This is a genomic window from Novosphingobium sp. ERW19 (assembly GCF_012641315.1).
Taxonomy (GTDB): Bacteria; Pseudomonadota; Alphaproteobacteria; order Sphingomonadales; family Sphingomonadaceae; genus Novosphingobium.
Genome location: NZ_JABAIC010000007.1, coordinates 189,413 through 213,308, shown reverse-complemented (window position 1 = coordinate 213,308; position 23,896 = coordinate 189,413). Strand labels below are relative to the sequence as shown.

Genomic DNA, 23,896 nt, shown 5'->3' with positions numbered 1-23,896 from the left:
CCCATAAACATGGGAGGTTCCGCATGAAGGCTCGATTCACCTCGGCTAGCGTCGTTGCGCTTGCTGCATCCATTCTCGCTGTGCCAGCATTTGCGCAGGAAACTGCGCAGGCCAATGATGACGGTGGCATCGAGGAGATCGTCGTCACCGCCCAGAAGCGGGTCGAGAACGTGCAGGACGTGCCGATTGCCATTTCGGCTTTCGGGGGCACCGCCCTGAAGGAGCGCGCCGTGGCCGACATCTCGGCGCTCAGCGGCATCGCGCCCAACGTCAACCTTGATGGCGGCACGCCGTTCTCGGGCTCGTCCGCAGTGCTTTCGGCGACGATCCGCGGCATCGGCTCGGACGATTTTGCGTTCAACATCGATCCGGGCGTCGGCATCTACCTCGACGGGGTGTTCCTGGCCCGTACCGTTGGCGCCAATCAGGACCTGCCGGATGTCGAGCGGATCGAGGTTCTGAAAGGCCCGCAAGGCACGCTGTTCGGCCGCAACACCATCGGCGGGGCGATCTCGATCGTCACGCACAATCCGGGCAGGGAGTTCCGCCTGACCGGTGACCTCACCACCGGCAGCTTCGACCTGCTGCGCGCCCGCGCCACCATCGACCTGCCGCTGACGGAGAGCCTTGCGGCTTCGCTCACCGGCGCGGTCACCAGCCGCAGCGGCTTCCAGAAGCGCATTCCCTATGTCGGCACAGCCGCGGAAATGCGCGCGATTGCCAATTCCGATCCCTTCACGTCATTCAACAACGCCGACTATTCGACCTCCAGCCGTCAGAGCGCGGACAACAACATGAGCCTGCGCGGCAAGCTGCGGTGGGACGATGGCGGTGCCTTCCGCGCAACACTTTCGGGTGACTACACCAACCAGGATTCCTCTGGGCAGAACAACTCGCTGCTGGGCGTGTCCTTCCCGCCGGGACCGTTTGCGCCGACCAACCCCTTGCCCGGAACCGGCATCAACCCGATCAATCCGGCAGGCGGCTTCCTCTTCGCCGGGCTCTACAACTTCTGCATCGGTTCGACGCAGGCGGAAATCGCCGCACGCGGCGCCAGCGCGATTTGCGGAGCGCGAGGCACCAGCGTCAACCCCGGTCGTCTCCTCGGTTCGCTGGCAGGCGTCAACACCGACGCCGACCCGACCAACAACCGCCTGCCGTGGGATGGGCGCTTCATCACCGGCGATCCTGACAAGACCTATGCCACCGGTCCCACGCTCAACAAGCTGCGCGCGTGGGGTTTTGCCGGCAATCTGGAGTATGACCTTGCCGACGGCCTGATGGTCCGTTCGATCACCAGCTACCGCAAGACCAACTGGAAGGCGGGATCTGACCTCGACGGTTCGCCGCTTTCGATGCTGGAGCTGACCTTCAGCCAGAACCAGCAGCAGTTCAGCCAGGAAGTGCAGTTGCTCGGGTCCAACCTGCTCGACGGCAAGCTGAACTTCGTGGCCGGCGCCTACTACTTCAAGGAAGACGGGGACTTGCACGATTACGTGACCTTCGACGAAGGCCTCCTGCAGGTCGATGGCCCGAACAGCTTCGATACCAAGAACTATGCGTTCTTCGGCCAGGTCGATTTTCGCGTGAACGACTGGATCGGCATTACGCTGGGCGGACGTTACACCAAGGAAACGAAGCTGTTCGAAGGCGGGCAGCAGGACCTGAACGGCGGCAACTACAAGTTCTTCGGCTGCGCGAATGCTGCGGGCACGATCTTCCCGTTCGGTGATTTCCCGCTGGCCCCGCCCCAGGCTGCAGGCGGCCCGCCTTGCTTTGCCGCCCTGTCGTTCCCTGATCCGGCCAATCCGGTTCGGGTCTATGTGCCCGGCGTCAACCGCAAGACCTTCTCGAACTTCGCGCCCAAGATCGGCGTGCAACTGCACCCCAGCGACGACGTGATGGTCTATGGCAGCTATTCGGAAGGCTACAAGACCGGCGGCTGGACCACCCGCCTGACCAACCCGCAGGGCAACGTCGCGCCCGATTTCGACGAGGAACTTGCCGAGACCTACGAAGTGGGCGTGAAGTCCACCTGGCTCGACCGGCGCCTGCAGGTCAACGTCGCGGCCTTCACCACCAATTACAAGAACGTCCAGCTTAACCAGCAGGTCGGCACTTCGCCCACCATCGACAACGCCGGTACGGCGCGGATCAAGGGCGTTGAAATCGAAGCCATCGTCGCTCCGGTCAAGGGTCTGACGATCAACGCTTCGGTCGGCTATCTCGATGCCTATTTCACAGCGCTTTCGGCCAGCGTCCTGCGGCCTGACGTGGCAGGGCCGATCCCTGGCCTGCGCGAAGGGGCCGTGGTCGGCGGACAGCTGCCCAAGACCGCGAAGTGGTCGACCAACCTTGCGCCTCGCTACGAGCTTGGCCTTGGCAACGGCGGATCGCTGGTGTTTCTGGCGGACTGGACGCACAAGAGCGCGGTGTGGAATGATGTGGCGCGCTACCTGCCACTGCGCCGCCAATCGATCGACATCGTCAACGCCAGCCTCACCTATCGCGAACCGGGCGGCAAGTGGGACCTGACCGTGGGCGGCACGAACCTGACCGACGAGCGCTACCTCGTTTCGGCAGGCGCGAACGATGCAGCCGGGGTTTACTTCGGCAGCTATAACCGGCCCCGCGAATGGTACGCCCGCGTCGGCTTCAAGTTCTGATCGTCCGGAGCCCCGCCCAGATTGTTACTCATGGGTGGGGCCCCGCCGCCATCGCTTCTGTCATTCACAGGAAATCTGCCATGACCACCGCCAAGGCCGCCGTCCTGCGCACAGCGGGCGCAGCACCACGGATCGAGACTGTCACAATCGACGCTCCGCGCGCCGACGAAGTGCTCGTGGAGATGCGCGGCGTCGGCATCTGTCACACGGACATGGTGATGCGCGACGGGCACTTGCCGGTGCCGCTTCCCGTAGTGCTGGGTCACGAAGGTTCGGGCGTCGTCCGAGCGGTCGGCACCGAGGTGACCGATCTGGCAGTGGGCGATCACTTGGTGCTGAGCTTCATGTCGTGCAGCCACTGCCCTAGCTGCGATGAACAGGCACCTGCCTATTGCCACTCATGGGTACCACTGAATTTCTTCGGCGCGCGCGCCGATGGCTCAACCGCACTGAGGGACACAGGCGGCGCTGCGGTGCACAGCCATGTCTTCGGCCAATCGTCGTTTGCAACCTACGCCGTGGTCAACCGGCGCAATGCTGTGAAGGTGGCGAAGAATTTGCCGATCGAACTGCTCGGCCCCCTGGGCTGCGGCATCCAGACCGGCGCGGGCGCGGTGCTCAACGCTTGCCGCGTGCGCGCCGGATCGAGCGTTGCGGTAATCGGAGTGGGCGCGGTGGGCCTGTCTGCGGTGATGGCGGCGCGCATCGCCGGCGCAGGAACGATTGCCGCGATAGACGTCAATCCGACGCGGCTAGACCTTGCCATCGACCTTGGCGCAACCCACGCCTTGCGCAGCAGGGAAGATTTTGTGGCACTGGCAACAGAAGCGGGCTGCCCGACGGGGTTCGACTATATCATCGATACGACCGGCATCGCATCGCTGGTCAATGCCGCGATCCTTGCCCTCGCACCGCGGGGCGAGATCGCGCTGGTCGGTGCCTATGCGCCCGGCACCGAGGTTCGCGCCGATACCACCCACGTCATGAGCGCGGGCCGCGTGATCCGCGGCGTTGTCGAAGGCAGCGCCGATCCGCAAAGCTTCATCCCAGAACTGATCGAACACTATCGCGCCGGCCGCTTCCCGTTCGACCGCCTTGTCGAATGGTTTGGCTTCGACGAAATATCCGAGGCGTTTGCGGCTGCAGAAACGGGACGCGTGGTAAAGCCGATCCTGCGGTTCTAGGTTGCGGCGCCATCCCGCGCGCCTGATAATCGGTGTTCACGGCAAGGACACCGCATGAAAACCACCGTCGAAATTCTGTCCGAAGACATTGTCGATCGACTTCCGCCGGACCGCCACGGTCCCTTCGTGGTCGGCATCTGCGGCGCGCAAGGTTCCGGCAAGACGTGGACCACCCGCCTGCTGGCCGAGCGCATGGAGCATCTCGGCCTGCGCACGGTGACACTGTCACTTGACGATCTTTACCTGACCAGGGCTGACCGGCAGCTCCTGGCCAGGAATGTCCATCCGCTCTTTGCCGTGCGCGGTGTTCCGGGCACGCATGACATTGCCGCAGGCATTCGCATCATCGATGCGCTGGGCGAGGCAGGATGCGTGGCCTTGCCGGCTTTTGACAAGGCGAAGGACGAACCGGTGGCTCAGTCGGACTGGCGCAAGGTCGACACCCCCGTCGACATCGTCCTGTTCGAAGGCTGGTGCGTCGGCGCGCGGCCGCAGCATGCCAGTCTGCTCGCGGCGCCCGTCAACGCGCTGGAACGGGACGAAGACCCTGATGCGATCTGGCGAAATCACGTGAACGCCTGCCTGGCCGGGCAGTATCAGGCGTTCTTCGCGAAGTTCGACATGCTGGTGCTGCTGCAGGCCCCGGGCTTTGATGTCGTGGCCGAGTGGCGTCTGGAGCAGGAGGAAACCTTGCGCCGCGCACTGACCAGCGAAGGCCGTGACGTTTCGGGCCTTATGGACCGGAGGGCGGTTGAACGTTTCGTGATGTTCTACGAACGGATCACGCGCCACATTCTCGAAGAAATGCCGACGCGGCCCGATCTTGTCGTTGCCCTCGACGCGCTGCGACAGCCGATTTCTGTGAAGGTCAATCGCTGAAGACCGGGTTGGGTGCGCGTCTGCGGATGGAGAACCGTGCGCGCACCCTTGGCCTCAGAACTCCGAGAGGAGTCTTCCGAGGCCTTCGATCCGGTCGGTGATGCCCAGGGTACGCAGGGCGTGCCAGTAAGTCGCGGTGTTGATCGCGATCACCGGCTTGTCGAGCTTGCGTTCGTACTCCGCCGCAAGGCTGACCATCGAGAGGTTCGTGCCGACCTGCACGATTGCGTCGACGTCGCTACCGTTGAGATGGTCGATCACCTCGCGCAGACGCTGCGGCGTTACCTTGGCGATGTCGGTCCACCGCTTGCACTGCAGGGGCACGTCCCGCACCACCGAGAAACCGGATTCCTCAAGGAAGCGGCGCACTTCAGCGTTCGCTACGGGGTAATAGGGCGAGACGAAGCTGACCGTCTTGACGTTACCATAGGCATGAAGCGCTGCCGCCACCGATTCCGATCCGGTCGAGGCGCCAACGCCTGCCAGTTCCTCGACCTCGGCCTTGAACTTCTTGCCGCCCTCGACACCGCCGTAGAACGTGATCGCGGACATGCCGAGCACCAGATATTCCGGCCGCAGGGTCATCACGGAACGCACCGCGTCCATCGTGTTTTCGGCAATCGCCGTCGTGCCGGCGATGAAATCCTCGTTCGAGAGGGCGACCGGGTCTTCCACGAAAATGCGGGAGAAGTGATTGGTCACGCCGGCAGGGCGCATGCGCTCCATGTCGGGCTGGACGGTGGTGTTGGTGGAAGGGGCAATCACGCCGAGACAGGCGCGGTAACCCTGGACGTCAACCATTGGATTTGTCTCCGGAAAAAGCCGCGCCGCAGTCCCACCACCGCGACGCTGCTTCGCATCAAACGATCGCAGCCGCCTGGGCGAGGCTGTCGAACATGGCTTGCCGCATCAGATAGTTGCGGCGGGTTTCGTCGTTGTTCTTGATTTCCAGCATCTTGGCCCGGCGCGCTTCATGTGCCCCGTCCTGTCCGCCCTTGATGAAGGCCATGTTTTCCTTGGTCTGCATCTGGGTGAAGCTGTGCGTCACCTCGCGGCGCTGGCGATCATAGAGTGCAAGGCTTGGCTCCATCGCAGCCTTGCCCTTCAGCACCGGCTCGAGCTTTTCGAACAGGTTGAAGGCATCGTGGACGCCCGAGTTCATGCCGAAGCCGCCCAGCGGATTGTTGAGGTGCGCGGCATCGCCGACGAGCATGACGCGGCCTTCGCGGAACGACTTGGCCACGCGCTGGTGCACGCGATAGAGCGTGCGGTGCTCAGTCTTTACCGAAGCGCCATCGCCAACGAGACGATCGAAAATGCCGTTCTTGATCTTGTCGGACCGCAACTCTTCATCGCTGAGCGAGCCATCGGTCGGCACCAGCACGCGCCACAGCGATGGCACGCGCAGCAGAACCAGCCATTCCTTGGGATCGGACACGTAATTCACGTAGGCCAGGTTCGGCAGGTGATCGGCCAGCTCAAGGTCGGTCGACAGGCACAGGAAGCGTTCCGGGTAAGTGAACCCGTCGAACTCGATGCCGAGCCACTTGCGCACGATCGAATTGGCGCCGTCAGCCCCGATCAGGAATTCGGCACGCAGGCGATTGATGCCATAGGGCGTTTCAGCCCACAGATCGACGCCGCTTTCATCCTGCTTGAAGGTCAGCAAGCGCGTGCTGAAATGCATCTTGGCGTTCGAGTATTTTTCCAGGCCGCCAGCCAGCGCGCGAGACAGATGATACTGTTCGCACTGGATGCGGAAAGGATAGCGGGTGACGTCGTCGATCTCGCTGAGGTCGAAATCGATCACTTCGCCAGTGGTGCGATCACGCCAGTGATAGACCGGCGCCTTCAGGCCCTTTTCCAGCAACATCGGCGTGATGCCGATGGTATCGAGCATTTCGAGCGTCGGCGGGTGGAACGTGGACGCGCGCAGATCCTGCGCACAGTCCTCGCCCGATTCGAGCACGACCACATCAACCCCCGCCTGGGCCAGCAGCGTGGCCAGAACCGTCCCTACGGGACCAGCTCCGACAATCGCCACCTGGCACCGTTCAACCCCTGTCATATCCAGCGGACTCCAATCTAACTTCTGGTACGGGGTATGGACCGGGCCGCTGCGGGAGGTTGCGAAAGCCACCAAACTATCCGCCTTGCGGTGATAAAGCCGGGCAAGCGACGGAGATCGCGCGCAATCACGCAGAAATTCGGACAACTGCAGACACGGCCGCTGGCGCAGAAACGTCGGGATCAGGCCGCAGAATGGGGAATGGCCATGAAGACGACTCGTATCGCACGTAGAATTGCGCAAACTGGTCTCTTTGTTGCCATAATGGGCACAAATGCGGTGGCACAGCCCGACTGGTCCGACTCGCGCGCCGTCTTTGACGAGCGCCTTGCCATCTTCATCAAGGACCCGGGCAACTTTCCCTATGCCCCCATGGAACCTCTCGCCGGTACCAGCCGCTGGAAACCGTTGCCGAAGGCAAGCGCGAAACAGAGCGGCATTGCGCCCGAGGCTCTCGAGAAGGCGCGCGCCTATGCGCAAGCGATGAACAGCAGCGCCTTCATCGTCTGGCGCGATGGCCGGATTGAAAACGAATGGTACGGCAAGGGGGTGGATGCCCGAACGCCTCTGGTCTCCAAGTCGCTGTCGAAGCCGCTGACCGCCATTGCAGTCGGCCGGGCGATGGCATTGGGCAAGATCCGCTCCCTCGACCAGTCCATTGCCGATTTCATCCCTTCGGCAAAAGGTACGCCGAAAGCGAAGATCACCATCCGCTACCTGCTCGACATGCGATCAGGCATGCTCGACCAAGGGTTCAGCCCCGACCCTGCGCATCCCTACAATTCTGCTCTGCTCGACACCGAATTCGGCCAGCGGATCATCGAGAGCTATCCGATGCCTTATGAGCCGGGCACGCGCTATTCCTATGCCAATGCGCCGAGCGACCTTGTCGGGATGGTCATCGAAGGCGCGACCGGGCAGCGCTATGGCGACTTTCTCAGCCGCGAAGTGCTTGCTCCGCTAGGCGCGCAAGGCGGCAGGATCTGGGTCGGCAAACCGGGCGGCCTTGCCCATTCCGGCTGCTGCACCTTTCTGCCGGCAGATACCTACCTGCGCATGGCCGTGCTGCTGCTGGATGATGGCAAGTGGCAAAACAAGCGTTTGCTACCAAAGGGTTATGTCGCCGAAATGCGCAAGGGCACGGCCCAGAATCCCAACTTCGGCCTCGGCATCTGGATCGGTGAACCTTACCACCAGCGTCGTGGCTTTGGCGCTCCGGGTACATTGGGGCCGCAAGTGCTTCATTCCGAACCCTATCTCGATCCGGACCTGTACCTGTTCGATGGCAACTCCAACCAGATCGTGGCGATCAGCCCGAAGCATCGGCTGATCACCCTACGGGTCGGGCCGACGCCTCCTGCACCCAAAAACGGCAGCGCGGAATGGGACAATGCGTTTCTGCCAAACACGCTGATCCGCGGGTTGACCCGGCGCTAGGCTGGTGGCGCGCTGGACTGGCGCACGACGATCTCGTGATCGAGGATGACGTCGCGCCCGTTGGCCGACGCAGGTGTGCCCGAGGCAATCTCCTGCACCAGCAGGCTCAGCGCCTCCTTGGCGAGGCGATGGACGGGCTGATGCACGGTGGTAAGCGGCGGCCACAGCATGACAGCTGCCGTGGTATCGTCAAAGCCGACGACGGTGAGTTCATCCGGCACGTGCAATTGGCGGCGGTGCGCGACAGAAACCACAGCGGCGGCCATCTCGTCGTTGCTTGCGAAGATCGCAGTGGGTGGGGTGTCGCTGCCGAGCAATTGTTCGCCGGCGACAAGGCCGGATTCGTAGCGGTAGTCGCCGGCAACCACCATCGTTTCCACGCCTTCGACCTCGCGCACGGCGTCGTGGAATCCGGCCATGCGCTCGGCGCTGGCTGACTGGTCAGGGTTGCCGAGGACGAAGCCGATGCGGCGATGGCCGAGGCCGATCAGCAGGCGGGTGATTTCGCAGGCGGCCTTGCGGTCGTCAATGCGAACGCGGATCACGCCGGTCGTGCCATAGGCACCCACCGCGGCGATAGGCAGTCCTGCCTCACCAAGGATGCGCAGGACGCGGGGCGATTCGCCCAGCGGAGGGGTAACCAGCACACCAAGCACGCCAGACCGGACCAGTTCGCGCAGCGCTTCCTCGGATGGCGGTTGGCCGCCCTCGCCTTTGACGAGGATAAGCCGCGCCCCCCGCGCCGATGCCTCTTCATAAACCCCTGTGAGGAAATCGCTCATGAAAGTGGCACTGGGGTTGGAATAGACTACGCCGATGCGCAGTTCTGTCGACCTGACGAGGCTGCGGGCGGCAACATTTGGAACATAGGCGAGTTCAGCGATCGCTCTCTCCACCGCCTCGCGCGTTTCGGCCTTTACCCTGCCCTGCCCGTTGATGACGCGCGACACGGTCATCGCCGAGACACCGGCGCGTGCGGCCACATCGATCACGGTGGCGCCGCGCTGCTGGCGTTCGCTATCGCCACTCTGGTCCCGGCCCCGCCCTCTGCCCTGCTTCATATTAAATCAGACATATCCTTGTTCGAACGTGGTTGTACGTTAACACAGGTTGGCGATAACGATACCTGGCAAATGCTTTGGTCAGGAAAAGTCGTTCCGGCGGTATCGCAGGAAGTGGAAGTCGGCATGGGCGCCGTCGCCCGACAAATCCTGCGCAGCAATGCCGACAAACGTTCCTGTAAAGTTGGGCAGGCCTGGCAGCGATACCTCGTCCGACAGCACACTGGCATCGAGAACATGCGGCCACGCGATCCACCCATCATCACCGCAACGCCAGCTGAAGCGAAGATCAGGCCCCGAAACCTCGACGCGCAGCTCGACCGGGCCATCGGGCAGCTCTTCGGCGACGACGTGCGCAGCCGTCTCCTCGTTCGGCACCGCGGAAAGCACCTGCAACTGGCGGCGCTCCCCTTCGACGGTAACATTGAGGTAGTGAAACTTGGTGCTGTTGTAATAGCAGACGAGCCCCGCGGACTGCTGGAAATCCTGTGGATCGAACTCGAGCAACGTGCTGGCTTCAAATGCGAAATGCTCCTGTCGGCGTGCGACGAGCGCCTGTTCGAAAAAGCTTCCGACCGTCTCGCGACCATAGAGCCGCAGCCAGCCCGGCCGCGCTGAAAGGCTGAACAGGCGCTCAGGCCGGGGGGAACGGAGCCACTGCAGAGGGAGCGGCAGATCACCTGCCTCAAATGAGCCATCCCAATCCGGATCGGCAATCTCCGGGGCTGCCTTCAGCGGCGGGAGCGGTGGCGAGGGGTCAGGCGCGCCGTCGCCCGCCGCGGTCCGCAGCCAGCCATCGTCACACCAGACCATCGGCTGAACCGCAGTCTCACGCCCGAGAACGCAGCGCTCCAGGCCCGGCAATGGTCGGCCGCAGAGATAGGCAATCCAGGTGCTGCCGTCGGGCAGATCGACAAGATCGCCATGGCCCGCGCGCGTCAGATTCCCCTCCCGGCGACCGGCCGAAGTCAGCACGGCACCATCGGGATGGACTTCGTAAGGCCCGAAAAGATCGCGCGACCGTGCCATGACCACAGCATGGTCCCAACCCGTCCCACCCTCGGCCACGAGGATATGGTACCAGCCGTCGCGCTTGTAGATATGAGGAGCTTCGGTAAAGCCGCGCTCGGTCCCACCAAAGACAACGCGGCGCTTGCCCACAAGACGCATCGTCTGGCGATCGAGCTCCTGCACCATGATGCCGCCGAACCGGCTGCGGCCAGGGCGATGATCCCACAGCAGGTTTACCAGCCACGTCCGTCCGTCGTCATCGTGAAACAACGAGGGATCGAACCCGCTGCTGTTGAGGTGAACCGGATCGGACCACTCGCCATCGATCTCGGTCGCGGCGACAAGGTAGTTGTGAAAGTCTCGAAGCGACGCGCCCGTAGCGCCGTTGACGGTGGTCTGGCCATAGCGCTTCACATCGGTGAACATCAGCCAGAACCGGCCATGCGCGTAGGTGAGGTCAGGCGCCCATACGCCACAGGAATCGGGATCGCCCCGCATGTCGAGCTGGCTGGCGCGGCGCAACGGGCGGGCGGCAGTTCTCCAGTGGACGAGATCGCGGCTGTGGTGGATCTGCACCCCCGGAAACCATTCGAAGGTCGACGTCGCGATGTAGAAGTCGTCACCGACCCTGACGATGGACGGATCCGGGTTGAAGCCACGGAGAACGGGATTGGCGAAATGGGTCATGCGGGCTTTCGCACCAAGGTCCAGAGGAGGGCCGCGCCGATAAGGTCGAGCAAGCCCAGAACGATGAAGAAGGGTTCGTAGCCGACGCGGTCGACCAGCCCGCCAAGCAGGAGCGAGAAGATCAGGACGCCGAGATTGGCGGCAAGGCCGGCCAGGCTGGCGGCGGTGGCCACCTCATTACGGCGGAACAGGTCGGACGCCATGGTGATGATGGTGACCGACAGCGTCTGGTGGGCAAATCCGCCAAGACAAAGCAGTGCGATGGCAACGTAGGGGCTGCTGACCATGCCGACGAAGGCCATGCCGGTCATCATCACTGCGCCCAACGTGAACGCGAATCGCCGAGCATCGACAAGGTCGACGCCGCGCCGGTTGAGCGCTGACGCTACCGCTGGGCCGAACAGGCAGCCAAGATCGGCAGCGAGAAATGGCAGCCATGCAAAGATGGCGATCTGCGTCAGGTCGAAATGGTGAACCCGCGCGAGATAGAGCGGCATCCAGAACGACAGCATGCCCCAGACAGGATCGGCCAGCAGCCGCGGCAGGGCGATGCCCCACAGGTTGCGGCGGCGCAGGATCTCCGGGATCGAGGGGCGCTCCCCTGTGGCGGCGAGATGCGCTTCCTGCCCCTTGGCGATCAGTTCCCGCTCATCCGCGTCGATGCGACGGTGCCGGTCCGGGCTCTGATACCAGAACAGCCAGAGCATGACCCACAGCAGGCCAAGGCCGCCGGCCACAACGAAAGCCGCGCGCCAGGAGTACGCCAGTACGGCCCAGGCGACCAGCGGCGGGGCGAAGACGGCACCGAACGATGCACCGATGTTGTAGATGCCACCGGCCGTGCCCCGTTCACGCGCCGGGAACCAGGTGGCGACGAGCTTCTGCCCTGCCGGCTGCGCCGATCCTTCGGCAAGGCCAAGCAAACCGCGCAACGCCGCGAAGCTCAGCCAACCGGAGGCGAAGACGTGGGCCATCGTGATGAGCGACCACGCCGCTGCGCAGATCGCGAAGCCGACGCGCAGGCCGACGCTGTCGAGGAAATATCCGGCCAGCGGCTGCAGCATGATGCCAAGCTGGAAGGCGCCGGTGATCCAGCCATATTGTTCGCTGGTTATGCCCTGCTCTTCCAGCACGACAGGCGCAGCGACGCCCAGGACCGAGCGCGCCAGATAGTTGAGAACCATCGCGCCAACGAAAAGCGCAATGATCGTCCACCGGATTCGGGTCATCCTCAAGCCTGGCAACCAAGTATCTCCCAAACCACGATTTTCTGCCTAGCGATGCCGATCGGGCACCAGCAGGCATCTTTGCTCCCTCGAACGCAATGCCAATTTGTCAGACTATTGACAAGAGTGGAATCGCGACCTAGAGGAAAATGCGTTAACGTTACCACTAATCGGGGAAAGTCGCTTAGTAAAGCCCCGGAATACCAAGGATCGGGGAGGATACGCCAAGCCATCGACTCGCAGGGTTGAAGCTTTCAGAAACTCGGCGCGGCGTACGGCAGACACCGGCGAAAACCCTTCCCGATCCTACTTGTCAGTGAAAAACGCCGCGCGATGCGATGCGGCGCACACGAAATTCTATGTGGAGGAGTGGGATGTTGTTGAACTTGCCGAATTGTCGTCGCCTGCTGCTGCAAGGCGCATCGCTTGGGGTCGTGGCGATTGCCGCACTCACACCGATCGCTGCCAGCGCACAGGATGCGGCTACGCCCACTGTCGCCGCCCAGGATGCGGATCAGGCTGACGACAGGCCGAGCGCGGCGGAGATCATCGTCACCGGATCGCGCATCAATACCAGCGGTTTTACCGCTCCGACGCCGACTACGGTGATCGGCAGCGAACAGATCGCCGCGAACGCCCAGCCCAATATCTTCACCACGATCTCCCAGCTGCCGTCGCTGCAGGGATCAAGCGGCACGCAGGTCAACACCTTCAGCACCTCGAGCGGCGCGCAGGGCCTGAGCTCCTTCTCGCTGCGCGGCGTCGGCACGATCCGCACGCTGACGCTGCTTGATGGCCAGCGCGTCGTCGGCGCCAACGTGACGGGCGTTCCCGACATCAGCCTGTTCCCGCAGCTGCTCACGCAGCGTGTCGACGTGGTGAATGGTGGTGCCTCGGCGTCTTATGGCTCCGATGCTGTTGGCGGCGTGGTCAACTTCATCACCGATACCCGCTTCAAGGGGATCAAGGGCAACATCCAGGGCGGCATCACCAACTATGGCGATGACGAGCAGGCCGTGGCCCAGCTCGCCTTCGGTACTGCCTTTGCGGATGACCGCTTGCGCGTGATCGGTAACGTCGAATATTCACACGAAGGCGGCGTCGGTGGTGGCGAGTGGGGCATCGGCCTTGCCAACGGGCGCGACTGGTTCAAGCAGACCACGCTGATCAACCGCGGCGTGCTCAATGATGGTTCGCCCCAGTTTCTCCTGCGCGACTTTGCCCAGTCAACCACATTCACCAAGTACGGCCTGATCACCGCAGGTCCGCTGCAGGGCATCGCGTTCGACGCTGCGGGCAACCCCTTCCAGTTCCAGTACGGTTCGAACGGTGTTCCCGACAAGAACGCCGCAGGCACGATCACCGGCTGCTTCCCCGGCTTCTGCCTTGGCGGTGACCTGACTGGCAACGTCGATGCGGGCCGCTCGCTCAAGTCACGGATCGACCGCTACAACGGTTATGGCCGTGTCGGCTTCGAATTCACGCCGGGCAGCGAGGTCTATGCGACATTCAACTATGGCCGGGTGAAGACCCAGAACCAGCCGGTCAACGGCCAGAACCGGCCCGGCCTGACGATCCAGTGCTCAAACCCCTATCTTCCGGGAAGCATTGCCACGGCCTGTGCTAATGCCGGAATCACCAGCTTCCGCTTCGGCACCAGCAATGCCTCGCTCGGCAATACACAGGTCCATACCGATCGCGAGCAAGTGCGTGCGGTGATTGGCGCCAAGGGTGCTGCCGAAATCGGCGGCACCGAGTGGACTTACGACACCTATTACGAGCACGGCGTCAACCATACCCGCATCGACGTCGACAACATCCTGTTGAGCAACCGCTTCAACAACGCGATCGATGCGGTCCTAGATAACGGCGTGATCGTCTGCCGCAGCGCCGTAGCCCGTGCCAACGGCTGCGTACCGCTGAACATTTTCGGAGACAAGGCTTCGGAAGCCGCCCGGAACTACATCATGCCCGAAGCCGGGCCCTACCAGCGCACGCGCCAGACACAGGACGTGGCCAGCATCAACTTCTCGGGCTCGCCGGTCGAACTCTGGGCCGGCCCGCTTTCGGTCGCCTTCGGTGGCGAATGGCGGCGCGAGCATTACCGCGTGACTGCCGACCCCTATGGCGCCGGTTTTGCCAACACGCCTGCCGGTGGTGACTACCCTGCTGATCCGCTGCTGATCCAGGGCGGCAACAACTGGTACGCCGGCAACTACAAGAACGGCAACGGCACCTATACCGTCAAGGAGGCCTACCTCGAAGTTGACGTGCCGATCCTCAATTCTGACGGTACCGGCAAGCTCAACATCAACGCCGCCGGCCGCGTGACGGACTACAGCACCTCAGGCACTGTCTGGGCATGGAAGGTTGGCGGCACCTGGGACCTGCCTGTTGATGGCCTGCGCGTTCGCGGCGTGATGTCGCGCGATGTGCGTGCGCCCAACCTGTCGGAACTGTTCGCGGCGCCCGTCACCACCACGCTGCCCAACTTCTTCGATCCGTTCACCAATTCGAACGTGCTGGCGATCCAGAACACCATCGGCAACACCGCGCTGACGCCGGAGTTTGCCCGGAACAATACTGCGGGCATCGCACTGGCCAATCCTTCATGGCTGCCGGGCCTCAACGTCTCCTTCGACTGGTATCAGATCAAGATCAAGGACGTGATCTCGAGCCTCGGCGCCAACGACATCGTCCAGCTCTGCTTCCAGAAGGTGCTGCTTTCCACCTGCAGCGCGTTCAACCTGAGCAACACCAACGGTCCGAACTTCATCAACGTGCAGGCGTTCAACCTCGCCTCGATCAACACCAGCGGGTTTGACATCGAAGCGTCGTACCGGTGGCAGCAGCCGCTTGGCCTGCCAGGCAGCTTCACCTTCCGCGGCCTTGCCACGCACGTGATCAAGTTCATCACCGACACCGGCCTTCCGGGCACGCTGCCGGTTGACACGGCAGGCAACAACAATGGCGCGACGCCGGACTGGAAGTTCCTGCTGATCCAAAGCTACGAGAACGACAAGTTCTCGCTTCTGGTGCAGGAGCGCTGGTTCAGCGACGGCGTGATCGGCAACCAGTACGTGGTCTGCTCGGCGGGCACCTGCCCGGCTTCCACCTCGCAGCGTCCGACGATCGACCAGAACTTCCTGCCGGGCGCATTCTACCTCGACATCGGTGGCAGCGTGAACATCACCAAGGAGATCGTCGCCTACGCCAAGGTCGACAACGTGTTCGACAATGCCCCGGCGAGGACCAACATCTTCTCCAACCCCGCGCTCTACGACGGGCTTGGCCGGATCTATCGCGCTGGGGTCCGCTTCCGCTTCTGATCCATCTTCCCTCGCGCGGCGGACCTACCCACCACACGCCGCCGCGCAGACCGGGCCATGCCGTTCCACACCCTCCCGGAACGACATGGCCCGGCCCCCTGTTTTGTCAGGCTTCGGGCAAGCGGTAGCGGCTGAAGATCAACAGGGCGATCACCTGCAAGGTGGCCGGGATTGCACTGTAAAGCAGGATGATGCCGGTAAGCGCGCTCTCACTCTGCGCGGCAGCACCACCCGTGGACGAGACGAAACCGAACGCGCTCATCACGATCCCGGCGATGACCGGGCCAAGGGCAAACGCCAGCTTTTCCATGGCGGAGAACAGCCCGGCAAAGACGCCCTCGTTTGCCACCCCTTGCATGCGGCGCTGATAGTCGACCGTATCGGTCATCATCGACAGGGCAAGCAGGATGAACCCGCCGTTGAACGCGCCAATGATCACCGCGCGCAGCAGGATCAGCAGATGCTGAGTGTTGACCGGCTGCCCGCCCGGTAGCGTGGCAACATCGACCCCGCCCTTGCCGACCCAAAGCCAGGTGATCGTCACCGCTGCCCAGATTGCAGCGGCAAGAACATATGCGCGCGGCTTGCCGATGCGCTTTGGCAACCACAGCCACAGCGGCTGCGAAGCAAGACTGGCGGCAGACATGCACAGGATGAAGATCGGGATCAGCCAGATCGCCTGAACCACGTAGAGAAACACGAACCCGATGACGGTGTAGCTCGCCGCCTGCCCGGTGTTCGAAACGAAGGTCGTGGCAAGGAGAACGAGATAGGGTTTGTTGGCGGCAACAGTGCGCAACTGGTCAAGCAGTGATCCGGGCACGGCACCTGCATTGATCAGCGGCACCCGGCGCAGGCCGCTCGCCGTGGTGAGCATGGACACGAGGCACAGGCCCCCGAAGATCCAGCTCATCGCATGCCAACCGGCCGCGCCGCCGCCGAAATGCTCGATCACCGGCTGGGCAAGGCCCACGCCGACGAGCACTCCGATCGTTGCGAAGAACATGCGCAGCACCATGATGCGGTTGCGCTGGTGCGGATCGCTGGAAAGCTCTGCTGCAATGGCCAGGTAAGGCACAGAGTAGACGCTGAACGCTGTCGAGGCGAGGAAGAACAGGGCGCAGATCGCTGCGGCGGCGATATACGGGCTTGGGTATTCAGTGAAGGCGAAGAGCGCGATGAAGCCCAGCGTCGTGCCGACCGCTCCGGCGATCAGAAAGGGCGTGCGGCCAATTGCCGTCTTCATCCGGTCCGACCAGGCCCCGACCAACGGATCGCAGACGATCAGCCAGAGCTTGGGCAGCAGCACCACAAGTCCCGCAAGCCACGCCGGCACGCCCAGCATGGTCGTCATGAACAGCGGCAGCAGCACCGCTGGCGTATCGCGGAACACCTGCGCGCCCAACTGGCCGACGCCATAGCGCAGGACGACGCCCGTCGGCACCTCGTCGGGCATGGTGGAATTTGCGGCGAGGCTGGCGTTCATGGCTGGGATCCGGGTGTTCTTGGGACAGGACGAAGCGTCAGACGCAGGCGCAGACCGTCTTCCATTCGAGGTAGTTGTCCATCGCCTGCCGCCCGCTGTCACGGCCCCAGCCCGATTGCTTCACCCCGCCAATGGCAAGCGAGGCATCATACATGGCGTGGCAATTGATCCAGACCGTGCCGGCACGGATGTCGGCAGACATGCGGTGCGCGGTAGAGAGGCTCTCGGTCCAGACGCTGGCAGCAAGGCCATAATCGCTGGCATTGGCGGCGGCGATGACTTCTTCCTCGTCATCGAACGACTGGACGACAAGAACCGGTCCGAACACTTCCTCGCGCACGATTTCCATGTCGGGCTTCACGTCAACCACAACGGTCGGGGTGATGAACGTGCCGGCATCGCCAGTGCGCTCGCCGCCGGTCAGCATGGTCGCGCCTTCGCCCTTCGCGCGCTGGAGAAAGCCCTCGACGCGCTCGGCATGGCGGGCCGAGACAACCGGTCCCATCTGCGTGTCCTGCAGCAGGCCATGGCCGATCTTCAGCCCCTTGGCATATGCCGCGACGCCCTCGACAACCTGATCGTGGACCGAGCGGTGAACGTATAGCCGCGACCCGGCGATGCACACCTGCCCACCGTTGAAGAAGATCGCATTGGCCACGCCCGGCACGGTGATGGCCATGTCGGCATCGGGAAACACGATCGAAGGCGACTTGCCACCAAGCTCCAGCGTGACGCGCTTGAAGTTCGTCTTGGCCGCATCGAGCACGGCGCGTCCCGTCGCGGTCGATCCGGTGAAGGCGATCTTGTCGACATGGGGATGCGCAGCAAGCGTCGCCCCGGTCTGTCCGCCGAGGCCGGTGACGACGTTGAGCACACCGGCGGGCACGCCAGCCTCGACCATCAGTTCGCCAAGGCGGATTGCGGTGAGCGAGGTATCTTCGGCCGGCTTGAGCACGACGGTGCAGCCCGCTGCCAGGGCGGGCGCGAGTTTCATCGCGGTCAGCACCAGCGGGGAATTCCACGGCACGATCGCCGCTACCACGCCGACGGGTTCACGTACTGTCCAGGTACGCATCTGCCGGCCGGCGGGCTGATAATTGATCGAGCTTTCAAGGCTGTGGCCTTCGATCGCCATGGCCTGTCCGGCGAAGAAGCGGAACTGGTTGACCGCCCCCGGGATCTCTGCCCACCGTCCCACGAACAGCGGCTTGCCCTGGTCGAGTGTCTCAAGCTCTGCAAGGTCGTCGATATGAGCCTCGATCAGGTCTGCGACCTTCCACAGGATGCGGGCCCTTTCCACCGGAACCGTTGCCTTCCACACGGCCAAGGCGCCGCGAGCTGCTTCCACGGCGGCATCGACATCAGCCGGGCTGGCCGCAGCGATGCGCCCGGTCTCGGCACCGGTCGCCGGATCGAGCGTGGCAAAATCGGCGCCGCCTTCAGCCTTGCGCCACTCGCCACCAATCAGCAGTCCTTCACCACGCGCACGGCGCGCAAGAAATTCGACGTTGCCGGGGCGAAGATTCGCGAGATCGAAAGCCATGACTCTGGGATGCTCCTTTGGATGCGATCTGACTGCCTCGTGGACCCCGCATCAGCCATAGCGCCATACGCCAAAAGCCGCTTGGCGGATAAGATTGTCCGAAAACCCCGGCAGTTGAAACGAGGAGAATAGCATGGAGCATGATGGGAATGCTTATGCCAATGGCCTAAGCGTTATCGCCGGAAGGACAGCCGAAGCATGATTTTGCAGCATTCTTTGCTTAAGTCGATAACCGGAGCGAGCCGGCGTTCGGCCTTCGCGCTCGCCATGCTGGCCGGCCTGGTCGCGCCGCAAGTGGCGGTTGCGCAGCCTTCCCCAGCCCCGACGCAACCTGCTGCGTCCAAGCCCTACCTGACCGTTGACCAGCTCCGCCGGATCTATGCCGACAAGAACAGCCGCTTCTTCACGGTGGGCGGGCTGAAGATCCACTACAAGGACGAAGGTCCGCGCAAGGGTCCCGCCTTGCTCATGGTACATGGCTCGGAAAGTTCTTTGCGCACATGGGACGTCATCGCCACCAAGCTGAAGACCCGCTACCGCATCATTCGCCTCGACCTGCCGGGCTATGGCCTGTCCGATGGCCCGACTGACGAATCTCTCAAGACTCTCGTGCCCACCGATGTTCCGATTGCCCTGCTCGACCATCTGCAGGTCCGCAAGGTGACGTTTGCCGGCGTTTCCAGCGGCGGCACGATGGGCATGTACATGGCCGCGCGCCGGCCAGACATGATCGAACGCCTGATCCTTTCGAATACCCCTTCGGACCCGGTGGACACGAGCCATCTCAAGCTCAGCACGGGGCTCAAGGCAGCGATGGATCGCGCCCAGCAAACGGGCTTTCGCGATCAGGAGTTCTGGAGCAACTTCCTGACCTTCTTCGCAGGCGATCCCGCGCGCATTTCGGCGCAAACGCAGAGGGAATATTACGATTTCTACCGCCGCGTACCGGAAAAGAACCTGATCGGCCTGATCGCGCGCATCGGCGATGGCAAGCAGGCAACCATCGAGATGGCAAAGGTGCGCAAGCCGGTCCTGCTGCTCTGGGGAACGGCCGATCCCTTGCTGCCGGAATCCGCGTTGAACGCGATCGGCCGGTATCTCTCCAACGCCCAGATTTCCCGGGTGTCGATGCCGGATGTCGGTCACTATCCTCCGCTGGAGGTTCCCGAACGCATTGCCCAGTTGATTGCTGCCTATATCGAGGCAGCGACGCCGAACGTGCCTGCTGATACCACCGCGCCCTGATTACGCCTGTTCGCGCTTCGGTTAAATCAGCCCGCAGCAGCCAAAGCTGCGGTGCCCTCACATAGTGCATGGACATGACCAAGCCCCGCACCCTTTACGACAAGCTCTGGGACAGTCACGTCGTCGCCGAATTGCCCGGTGGCGCGTCGCTGCTCTACATCGATCGCCAGATCCTGCACGAGGTCAGCAGTCCGCAGGCCTTCGTCGCCATGCGAGAGGCCGGGCGAAAGCTCCGGCGCCCGGAGACTCACCTGGCCGTGGCTGACCACGCAGTGCCGACCCGCGCGCGACAGGGCGAGATTGCCGATCCGCTGGCACGCAGCCAGGTTGCCGAACTTGAAGCCAACGTCCATGAGTTCGGCATTCCCTATGCGCCACTCGACGGGGCTGAGCAGGGGATCGTCCACGTGATCGGGCCAGAGACGGGCTTCACCCTGCCGGGCACGACGATCGTCTGCGGTGACAGCCACACCACCACCCACGGTGCGTTCGGCGCACTGGCGTTCGGCATCGGCGCGAGCGAGCAAGGCACCGTCATGGCTGCCCAGGTTCTCCCGCAAACCCGGGCGCGGACGATGAAGGTCGAACTCGTCGGACGCCTTGGCGCGGGGGTCGATGCCAAGGACGTGGCGCTGGCCCTGATCGCGAAGATCGGCGCGCACGGCGCAGTCGGCTATGCCGTGGAATATACCGGCGCTGCCGTATCGGCGATGTCGATGGCGCAGCGCATGACGCTGTGCAACATGACTATCGAAGCCGGCAGCCGTATCGGCCTCGTCGCTCCGGACGAGACGACATTTGCCTTCATCAAGGGCCGCCGTCTGGCCCCTGTTGGCCCGATGTGGGAGCTCGCGCTTGAATCGTGGCGCACGCTGCCGGCGGACGATGGCGCAATCTATGACAAGGTCGTCACTCTCGATCTTGAAGACATTGCCCCGCAGGTCAGCTGGGGCACCAGCCCGAACCAGACCCTGCCGATCGGCTCGGCCGTGCCGGATCCTGCGAGTATTGCCGATCCCATAGAGCGCCGCGAAACCGAGAAGGCGCTGGCCTACATGGGCCTCGTTCCGGGACAGAGCCTCGCCGATATCGCCATCGATCACGTGTTCATCGGATCGTGCACCAACGGCAGGATCGAAGACCTGCGCGCAGCGGCGGCCATTGCTGGCGGACGCAAGGTCGCGCCGGGCGTCAAGGCCATCGTGGTCCCAGGCAGCGCCGCCACTCGGGCGCAGGCCGAGGCCGAAGGGCTTGACCGCGTTTTCCTCGAGGCCGGGTTCGAATGGCGCTTTGCCGGGTGCTCGATGTGCGTGGCGATGAACGACGATCGCCTTTCTGCCGGCCAACGCTGTGCCAGCACGTCAAACCGCAACTTCGAAGGACGGCAAGGTCCGGGCGGTCGCACCCACCTGGTCAGCCCGGCCATGGCTGCTGCCGCTGCCGTGACCGGTCATCTCGTCGATGCAAGGAGCCTTGCCTGATGCCTGCCCAGCCGTTCACCACCGTATCAGGCCGCGCCGCAGCGATGCGCGAGGACAATATCGATACCGATATCATCTTCCCCGCGCGTTTCCTGCTGATCACGGCGAAGGCGGGCCTCGGTGAATATGCCTTCCATGACCGCCGCTTTGCCAGCGACGGCCATAAGGTCGAAGGCTACGTTCTCAACGATCCGCGCTTTGCCGATGCCCCGGTGATCATTGCCGGCGCAAACTTCGGCTCCGGCTCAAGCCGCGAACAGGCGGTCTGGGCTCTCCTCGGGCTCGGCGTACGGGCCGTGATCTCTTCCAGCTTCGGCGAGATTTTCCAGTCCAACTGCATGCGCAACGGCATCGTGCCGATCGTCCTGCCAGAAGCTCAGGTTGCTGCGCTGATGGATCTGGCAGAATCAGGCGCCATGTTCTCGGTTGACCTTGAGCGACAGGAACTTGGCGCAGAAGGCCTTGCACCCATCTCGTTCTCGATTCCGCCCGAACGCCGTCTTGCCCTTTTGAATGGCTGGGACGAAACCGATCAGATCGTTAATCAGTACAGTGGCGAGATCGAGGCCTTTGAGGTCCGGCAGCGCCAGAGCCAGCCATGGCTCTACACCAGGGAGTTTGCCGCGTGAGCACCGAAGAAGACCTGCTGGCCAACTACAAGAAGGCCTATGACAACCGGGTTGGTTTCGGCACAAGGCCGGCATTGCTGCTGATCGATTTCTGCCAGGCCTATTTCGAAAAGGGCAACGCCCTCTATGCCGAGGTCGATGAAGCGCTGGCATCCGCACTGCGCATCCGCTCTGTCGCGCATGCGGCCGGGGTGCCGGTTATCCTGACCAATGTTGTCTACCACCCCAGCGGGTTCAACGGCGGTCGCTTCTTCGAAAAGGCCATGCCGCTGCGCAATTTCACGCAAGGCAATGCGATGGCCGCCTGGGGACCGGGCCTTGAACCGCTGGAAACGGAATTGGTCGTTTCCAAGCAGTATCCGAGCGCATTCTTCGGCACCTCGCTCGCCTCGACGCTCACGGCCGCCGGCATTGACAGCGTGATCCTGACCGGCCTGACGACATCGGGCTGTGTCCGCGCGAGCTGTGTCGACGCGATGAGCCATGGCTTCAAGACCGCCGTCGTTGCCGAGGCCTGCGGCGATCGTCACGCAGGGCCGCATGAAGCGAACCTGTTCGACATGAACGCAAAGTATGCCGACGTGGTCAGCGAAGCGGAGACGATCGCGTTTCTGGAAACCCTGCGGCCTTCAGCCTAACCGAAGACCTTCGAGCCGGGCTCCCCAGGGCGTAACCGCCGCGAGGAGCTCGGCGCTGCCATAGGGCGCCCACTCGACGCGGCCAGCTTCAACGATCTCGCACCCACCGGCGACCATTGCTCTGGCAAATCCGTCGATATCGGTAACCGGAAAGCGCAGGGCGGCCCATCCCCGCATCGGCGGGCGGCTTTGCGAGAAGTCGTGGCCACTGCAGCCAAAGCTGATGATCTCGACCGAACCTTCCATGCGGCCCTGCGCCTGGTAGATCCCGATCTGCATCGGGATCTGTTCTGCAAGGGAAAGCGGAAGGCCCATGCAATTGATCCCGCCTTCGTTGCCAGCGAAGCCTTCGGTTTCCTGCACCGGCACCCAGCCCAGATGGTCAACGAAAAGCGCGCGCGCCTGCGCGAAATCAGTGACCACCTGCGTGGAGTTGAACACCCACGAGGCATTGCCACCAACGCCCTCGTACCCTTGCAGGGGCGGACTCACTCGTTGCATCAGGGCAATGCAAAGACCATCGGCGTCATTCTCAACGACTTCGCGGACAGCCAATGCGCCAAATTGCCAGTTGGTTATCGGCGCAAATGCGCGATGTCCGGCCCGGCCCAAGGCATGATGCAAAGTCTCGATATCATCCAAGGCGCGGATATTGATGTCGAATATGCCGCCCGTATCCCATGGCTGCGCGCCGTCGCGCATCAGGGCGCGCGGCTCTTCGCCAAAGGACAACAAGCGGATGGCGCCCCGCGCCTTGTCGGGATGGACGAGCAGAACCTCGCGAGCACGAGCGGCCGGACCCGCACCCCACGTAGCGCCGAGCGGGGCTGCGAGGTCGCCAGCGTACAAGGCTTTGTAGCCCAACGCCGGAGCCAGGCGCCGGCCTGCTTCGTCGGCGTCTGCGACGATGCCGACGACTTCCTGAAAACCATTATCCAGTGCGATCATGCAGGCAGGGATAACATGCATCTCCCACGGCGGGGATCACGAGTGGCAAAAAACCACAGAGCGGACAGGCGCTTGCTTTGCCTCCGGTGTGCAGTACTGCTCCTGCAGCATCCCGCACTCGCATCTGCGAAACCGCACTTCCATCCGACAGACGGACACGCGACAGATTCGCGACGTCGCGGCAACGCAACTTTGCCATTGTTCGATGGGGTCAGGGCATAGAGCAAGCGCTCGGTCCATGATCTCGATCAATATTGGCCTGCCGAATATCGGCTTTCGGACAGGTAAATCAAAACAAGCCGTATCGCAGGATCCGGGATAGCTGAACGCCTTGCGCAATTGCTGGTGCGTCATGAAGCCATTTTCCTAGGGAACGTA

At 63.1% G+C, this 23,896-nt stretch carries 17 protein-coding genes; 9 read left to right on the top strand and 8 right to left on the bottom strand.

Annotation, left to right across the window (positions count from 1 at the left end; genetic code table 11):
- Window positions 1-23 precede the first annotated feature (23 nt).
- The 3 genes from HGI46_RS14975 (at window position 24) to HGI46_RS14965 (ending at window position 4,729) form a co-directional block, all read left to right on the top strand.
- On the top strand, window positions 24-2,666 hold the full coding sequence (locus HGI46_RS14975) for a TonB-dependent receptor (protein ID WP_168904893.1): 2,643 nt from the start codon (window positions 24-26) through the stop codon (window positions 2,664-2,666).
- Between the two features lie 80 nt (window positions 2,667-2,746).
- Window positions 2,747-3,850 (top strand): NAD(P)-dependent alcohol dehydrogenase, encoded by a 1,104-nt coding sequence (locus tag HGI46_RS14970; protein WP_168904892.1) that lies wholly within the window; start codon window positions 2,747-2,749, stop codon window positions 3,848-3,850.
- A gap of 54 nt (window positions 3,851-3,904) precedes the next feature.
- Complete coding sequence (locus HGI46_RS14965) at window positions 3,905-4,729, top strand: kinase (protein WP_168904891.1); 825 nt, start codon at window positions 3,905-3,907, stop codon at window positions 4,727-4,729.
- Between the two features lie 54 nt (window positions 4,730-4,783).
- Here HGI46_RS14965 and HGI46_RS14960 read toward each other — a convergent pair whose 3' ends face one another.
- Window positions 4,784-5,530, bottom strand: a complete 747-nt coding sequence (locus tag HGI46_RS14960; RefSeq protein WP_168904890.1) for an arylmalonate decarboxylase — start codon at window positions 5,528-5,530, stop codon at window positions 4,784-4,786.
- A gap of 58 nt (window positions 5,531-5,588) precedes the next feature.
- The gene (locus HGI46_RS14955) at window positions 5,589-6,797 is read right to left on the bottom strand and encodes an FAD-dependent monooxygenase (protein WP_168904889.1); all 1,209 of its coding nucleotides are present in this window, start codon (window positions 6,795-6,797) and stop codon (window positions 5,589-5,591) included.
- Window positions 6,798-7,061: 264 nt separating this feature from the next.
- Between HGI46_RS14955 and HGI46_RS14950 the strand changes: the two genes are divergently transcribed.
- Entirely contained in the window at window positions 7,062-8,234 is a 1,173-nt protein-coding gene (locus HGI46_RS14950; RefSeq protein ID WP_206065747.1) for a serine hydrolase domain-containing protein, read from the top strand.
- On the opposite strand, the gene HGI46_RS14945 is transcribed toward HGI46_RS14950, so the two are convergent.
- The 3 genes from HGI46_RS14945 to HGI46_RS14935 form a co-directional block, all read right to left on the bottom strand.
- Window positions 8,231-9,295, bottom strand: coding sequence for a LacI family DNA-binding transcriptional regulator (locus tag HGI46_RS14945; RefSeq protein ID WP_168904887.1), 1,065 nt, complete (start codon window positions 9,293-9,295; stop codon window positions 8,231-8,233). The genes HGI46_RS14950 and HGI46_RS14945 overlap by 4 nt on opposite strands.
- An 81-nt stretch (window positions 9,296-9,376) precedes the next feature.
- Window positions 9,377-10,993, bottom strand: coding sequence for a glycoside hydrolase family 43 protein (locus HGI46_RS14940; RefSeq protein WP_168904886.1), 1,617 nt, complete (start codon window positions 10,991-10,993; stop codon window positions 9,377-9,379).
- Window positions 10,990-12,222 (bottom strand): MFS transporter, encoded by a 1,233-nt coding sequence (locus tag HGI46_RS14935; protein ID WP_168904885.1) that lies wholly within the window; start codon window positions 12,220-12,222, stop codon window positions 10,990-10,992. The genes HGI46_RS14940 and HGI46_RS14935 overlap by 4 nt, the downstream gene beginning before the upstream one ends.
- 377 nt (window positions 12,223-12,599) lie before the next feature.
- Between HGI46_RS14935 and HGI46_RS14930 the strand changes: the two genes are divergently transcribed.
- Complete coding sequence (locus tag HGI46_RS14930; RefSeq protein ID WP_240946792.1) at window positions 12,600-15,548, top strand: TonB-dependent receptor; 2,949 nt, start codon at window positions 12,600-12,602, stop codon at window positions 15,546-15,548.
- Window positions 15,549-15,654: 106 nt separating this feature from the next.
- Here HGI46_RS14930 and HGI46_RS14925 read toward each other — a convergent pair whose 3' ends face one another.
- Window positions 15,655-17,034 (bottom strand): MFS transporter, encoded by a 1,380-nt coding sequence (locus HGI46_RS14925; protein WP_168904883.1) that lies wholly within the window; start codon window positions 17,032-17,034, stop codon window positions 15,655-15,657.
- 37 nt (window positions 17,035-17,071) lie between these two features.
- Window positions 17,072-18,577 carry an aldehyde dehydrogenase family protein gene (locus tag HGI46_RS14920; protein WP_168904882.1) on the bottom strand — a complete coding sequence of 502 codons (1,506 nt, stop codon included), beginning with the start codon at window positions 18,575-18,577 and terminating at the stop codon, window positions 17,072-17,074.
- 198 nt (window positions 18,578-18,775) lie between these two features.
- Between HGI46_RS14920 and HGI46_RS14915 the strand changes: the two genes are divergently transcribed.
- From HGI46_RS14915 to HGI46_RS14900, 4 genes are all read left to right on the top strand, one after another.
- Entirely contained in the window at window positions 18,776-19,822 is a 1,047-nt protein-coding gene (locus tag HGI46_RS14915) for an alpha/beta hydrolase (protein WP_240946791.1), read from the top strand.
- Window positions 19,823-19,896: 74 nt separating this feature from the next.
- Complete coding sequence (gene leuC, locus HGI46_RS14910; protein ID WP_168904881.1) at window positions 19,897-21,303, top strand: 3-isopropylmalate dehydratase large subunit; 1,407 nt, start codon at window positions 19,897-19,899, stop codon at window positions 21,301-21,303.
- A complete protein-coding gene (gene leuD / locus HGI46_RS14905) occupies window positions 21,303-21,932 on the top strand; it encodes a 3-isopropylmalate dehydratase small subunit (protein ID WP_168904880.1) in 630 nt (209 codons plus the stop codon). The genes leuC and leuD overlap by 1 nt, the downstream gene beginning before the upstream one ends.
- Window positions 21,929-22,570 carry an isochorismatase family protein gene (locus HGI46_RS14900; RefSeq protein WP_346766744.1) on the top strand — a complete coding sequence of 214 codons (642 nt, stop codon included), beginning with the start codon at window positions 21,929-21,931 and terminating at the stop codon, window positions 22,568-22,570. Before leuD ends, HGI46_RS14900 begins: the two co-directional genes overlap by 4 nt.
- Here the strand turns inward: HGI46_RS14900 and HGI46_RS14895 are convergent.
- The gene (locus HGI46_RS14895; protein ID WP_168904878.1) at window positions 22,562-23,518 is read right to left on the bottom strand and encodes a hypothetical protein; all 957 of its coding nucleotides are present in this window, start codon (window positions 23,516-23,518) and stop codon (window positions 22,562-22,564) included. The genes HGI46_RS14900 and HGI46_RS14895 overlap by 9 nt on opposite strands.
- Window positions 23,519-23,896 lie beyond the last annotated feature (378 nt).

Excerpts from the sequence above, each read along its gene's own strand:
- leuC (WP_168904881.1), top strand. The coding sequence starts at position 19,897 with ATGACCAAGCCCCGCACCCTTTACGACAAGCTCTGGGACAGTCACGTC.
- HGI46_RS14955 (WP_168904889.1), bottom strand. The coding sequence starts at position 6,797 with ATGACAGGGGTTGAACGGTGCCAGGTGGCGATTGTCGGAGCTGGTCCC.
- HGI46_RS14975 (WP_168904893.1), top strand. The coding sequence starts at position 24 with ATGAAGGCTCGATTCACCTCGGCTAGCGTCGTTGCGCTTGCTGCATCC.
- HGI46_RS14940 (WP_168904886.1), bottom strand. The coding sequence starts at position 10,993 with ATGACCCATTTCGCCAATCCCGTTCTCCGTGGCTTCAACCCGGATCCG.
- HGI46_RS14915 (WP_240946791.1), top strand. The coding sequence starts at position 18,776 with ATGATTTTGCAGCATTCTTTGCTTAAGTCGATAACCGGAGCGAGCCGG.
- leuD (WP_168904880.1), top strand. The coding sequence starts at position 21,303 with ATGCCTGCCCAGCCGTTCACCACCGTATCAGGCCGCGCCGCAGCGATG.
- HGI46_RS14965 (WP_168904891.1), top strand. The coding sequence starts at position 3,905 with ATGAAAACCACCGTCGAAATTCTGTCCGAAGACATTGTCGATCGACTT.
- HGI46_RS14945 (WP_168904887.1), bottom strand. The coding sequence starts at position 9,295 with ATGAAGCAGGGCAGAGGGCGGGGCCGGGACCAGAGTGGCGATAGCGAA.
- HGI46_RS14935 (WP_168904885.1), bottom strand. The coding sequence starts at position 12,222 with ATGACCCGAATCCGGTGGACGATCATTGCGCTTTTCGTTGGCGCGATG.
- HGI46_RS14970 (WP_168904892.1), top strand. The coding sequence starts at position 2,747 with ATGACCACCGCCAAGGCCGCCGTCCTGCGCACAGCGGGCGCAGCACCA.
- HGI46_RS14920 (WP_168904882.1), bottom strand. The coding sequence starts at position 18,577 with ATGGCTTTCGATCTCGCGAATCTTCGCCCCGGCAACGTCGAATTTCTT.
- HGI46_RS14925 (WP_168904883.1), bottom strand. The coding sequence starts at position 17,034 with ATGAACGCCAGCCTCGCCGCAAATTCCACCATGCCCGACGAGGTGCCG.
- HGI46_RS14950 (WP_206065747.1), top strand. The coding sequence starts at position 7,062 with ATGGGCACAAATGCGGTGGCACAGCCCGACTGGTCCGACTCGCGCGCC.
- HGI46_RS14895 (WP_168904878.1), bottom strand. The coding sequence starts at position 23,518 with ATGATCGCACTGGATAATGGTTTTCAGGAAGTCGTCGGCATCGTCGCA.
- HGI46_RS14960 (WP_168904890.1), bottom strand. The coding sequence starts at position 5,530 with ATGGTTGACGTCCAGGGTTACCGCGCCTGTCTCGGCGTGATTGCCCCT.